Consider the following 3,288-nt stretch of genomic DNA (forward strand, 5'->3'; position numbering starts at 1 on the left):
GGCGGGCCCGGCGCGGGGGGCCGGGGCCCCGCCCCGCGCCCGCGCCCCCGGTGGGGGGCGCCCCCCCGCCACGTCCGGACGCGGGGCCGTTCAGTGCTGGTGGCCGGCGGCCGGCTCCTGGGTCGCGGTGGTCGCCGTGGTCGCCGCGGGGGCGGGCGCCATGCTGCCGTCGGCCGTCACGGTGAAGGCGGCGGTGCGGACGGTGCCCTGGTGCCGGAAGTCGAGGAAGAGCCGGTAGCTGCCGCCGCTCGGGGCGGTGGTGGTGAAGCCGATGCCGGGGCCCGGGGTGGTGGTGTCCGGGTGGACGTGGAGGTAGGCGAGGTCGCCGGCGCGCAGGGCGACCAGGTGGCCGTAGGCGCCGAGGTAGGGCTGGAGGTCGGTGACCGGGGCGCCGTCCTTGCTGACGTCCAGGGTGAGGTGGCTGCTGCGGCCGGGGGTGAGGTCGCCGCCGAGGGTGACGGTGTAGCCGTCGACGGTGGCGGTCCGGCCGGTGTCGGGCAGCGGGGCGGGGCGCAGGTCGCCGGCGGCGTGGAGGTCGGCGCCGAGGGTGAGGCCCTCGCTCGCTCCGGCGGGGGTGAAGTCGGCGAACACCCGGTACTCGCCGGCGGCGGGGACGGCGGTGGGGGCGCTCCAGGTGCCGTCGGCGGCGAGGACGGGGTGCAGGTGCTGGAAGGTGGAGAGGTCGCGCGGGGCGACGATCAGGTGGAGTTCCTTCTCGTGCTGCTGCTGGTAGGCGGTGACGGGCTCGCCGTCCGTGCCGAGGATGCGGAAGCGCAGGTCGGTGGGGGAGCCGGCGGTGACGAAGGGCTGGTCGAGGCTGAGGGTGTAGCCGCGTTCGGAGACCTGGAGGCCGCCGGGGAGGCGGTCGGGGTCGGCCGGCCCGCCCCCTGCGTCGTGTCCGGCGTGGGCGGCGGGCCTGGTCGCGGCGGTGCCGGTGCCGGTGCCGGTGGCGTGGCCGACGCCGAGGGCGAGGCCGAAGGCGGCGGCGAGGCCGGTGGCGAAGGCGGTGATGCGCAGGGCGGTGTTCACGGCGGGGTTCTCCTCGGTCGGGGTGAAGGGGAAGGAGTGCCCTGAGTGAATACCCCATGGGGGTATCAGGTCAAGCCGATCCCGCCGCGGAAAAATACCCATGGGGGGTATGGCCCAGGGCTTGCCCTCCCTACCCCCCAGGGGTATAAATGAACCCGGCGCCGCCCGATACCCCTCCAGGGTATGACGGCCCGGCCGGACGGACCAGGCGGAACAACTGTCACGAGGAGCAACGATGACCACGCAGGCACCCGCCTCCACGGAGGTGGAACTCTCGATCGGCGGAATGACGTGCGCCTCGTGCGCCGCCCGGATCGAGAAGAAGCTCAACCGGATGGACGGCGTCGCGGCCAGCGTCAACTACGCCACCGAGAAGGCGAAGGTCACCTTCGAGGGCGAGGTCGAGGTGGCCGACCTGATCGCCACCGTCGAGGCCACCGGCTACACCGCCGCGCTGCCCAGGCCCCCGGCCGCCGCCGGCGGCGAGGGCGCCGAGCCGGGCGAGCCCGCCGACGGACTGGCGCCGCTGCGCCAGCGGTTGTTCACCGCCGTCGCCCTGGCCGTCCCGGTGATCGCGATGGCGATGGTGCCGGCCCTGCAGTTCGACAACTGGCAGTGGCTCTCGCTCACCCTCACCGCCCCGGTCGTCACCTACGCCGCCTGGCCGTTCCACCGCGCGGCCTGGACCAACGCCCGGCACGGCGCCGCGACCATGGACACCCTCGTCTCGCTCGGTACCGGCGCCGCGTTCCTGTGGTCGCTGTGGGCGCTGTTCCTCGGTGACGCGGGGATGCCGGGCATGCGGCACGGCTTCGAGTTCACCATCGCCCGCAGCGACGGCGCCTCGAACATCTACCTGGAGGCGGCGGCCGGCGTCACCGCCTTCATCCTGGCCGGTCGCTACTTCGAGGCCCGCTCCAAGCGCACCGCCGGTGCCGCTCTCAAGGCGCTGCTGGAACTGGGCGCCAAGGACGTGACGGTGCTGCGCGGCGGCGCCGAGGTGCGGATCCCGATCGCCGAACTCGCCGTGGGGGACCGCTTCGTGGTGCGGCCCGGCGAGAAGATCGCGACCGACGGCACCGTGGTCGAGGGCGCCTCCGCGGTGGACGCCTCGATGCTGACCGGCGAGTCCGTCCCGGTCGAGGTCGGGGTCGGGGACGCCGTCACCGGTGCGACCGTCAACGCGGGCGGCCGGCTGGTGGTCGAGGCCGCCAGGGTCGGCGCCGACACCCAGCTCGCCCGGATGGCCAAGCTGGTCGAGGAGGCCCAGAACGGCAAGGCCGCCGCCCAGCGCCTCGCCGACCGGATCTCCGCGGTCTTCGTGCCGATCGTGATCACCCTGGCGGTGGCCACCCTCGGCTACTGGCTGGGCACCGGCGAGGGCTGGACCGCCGCCTTCACCGCAGCCGTCGCCGTGCTGATCATCGCCTGCCCGTGCGCCCTCGGCCTGGCCACCCCGACCGCCCTGCTGGTCGGCACCGGCCGCGGCGCCCAGCTGGGCATACTCATCAAGGGCCCGGAGGTCCTGGAGTCCACCCGCAAGGTCGACACCATCGTCCTGGACAAGACCGGCACCGTCACCACCGGCCAGATGACCCTGCTCGCCGTGCACACCGCCGAGGGCGTCACCGAGGCCGAGGTGCTGCGCCTGGCCGGCGCCCTGGAGCACGCCTCCGAGCACCCGATCGCCCGGGCCATCGCCACCGCCGCCGCCAGGGCCGGGGAACTGCCCGCCGTCGAGGGCTTCGAGAACGTGCCCGGCCTGGGCGTCCAGGGTGTGGTGGACGGCCGTGCGGTGCTGGCCGGCCGGGAGGCGCTGCTCAACGAGTGGTCGCAGTACCTGCCCGAGAGCCTCGCCGAGGCCAAGCGCGCGGCCGAGTCGGCCGGTCGCACCGCGATCGCGGTCGGCTGGGACGGCGAGGCCCGGGCCGTCCTGGAGGTGGCGGACGCGGTCAAGCCGACCAGCGCCGAGGCCATCGCGAAGCTGCGGGCCCTGGGGCTCACCCCGGTGCTGCTGACCGGCGACAACAAGGCGGTCGCCGGGGCGGTCGCCGCCGAGGTCGGCATCGCCCCGGAGCACGTGATCGCCGAGGTCATGCCGCAGGACAAGGTCGACACCGTCAAGCGGCTGCAGGCCGAGGGCCGGGTCGTGGCGATGGTCGGGGACGGCGTCAACGACGCGGCCGCGCTCGCCCAGGCCGACCTGGGCCTGGCGATGGGCACCGGCACCGACGCCGCGATCGAGGCCGGCGACCTCAC

2 protein-coding genes are annotated in these 3,288 nt (G+C 74.9%); one reads left to right on the forward strand and one right to left on the reverse strand.

Annotation, left to right across the window (positions count from 1 at the left end):
• Positions 1–90: 90 nt before the first annotated feature.
• Positions 91–1,029 carry a hypothetical protein gene (locus ACFXOZ_RS42325; protein WP_380595361.1) on the reverse strand — a complete coding sequence of 313 codons (939 nt, stop codon included), beginning with the start codon at positions 1,027–1,029 and terminating at the stop codon, positions 91–93.
• A gap of 235 nt (positions 1,030–1,264) precedes the next feature.
• Between ACFXOZ_RS42325 and ACFXOZ_RS42330 the strand changes: the two genes are divergently transcribed.
• A partial coding sequence (locus ACFXOZ_RS42330; RefSeq protein ID WP_380595363.1) for a heavy metal translocating P-type ATPase occupies positions 1,265–3,288 on the forward strand: 2,024 nt, incomplete at its 3' end.

Source organism: Kitasatospora sp. NPDC059160 (assembly GCF_042755465.1).
In the GTDB taxonomy this organism is placed as follows: domain Bacteria; phylum Actinomycetota; class Actinomycetes; order Streptomycetales; family Streptomycetaceae; genus Kitasatospora.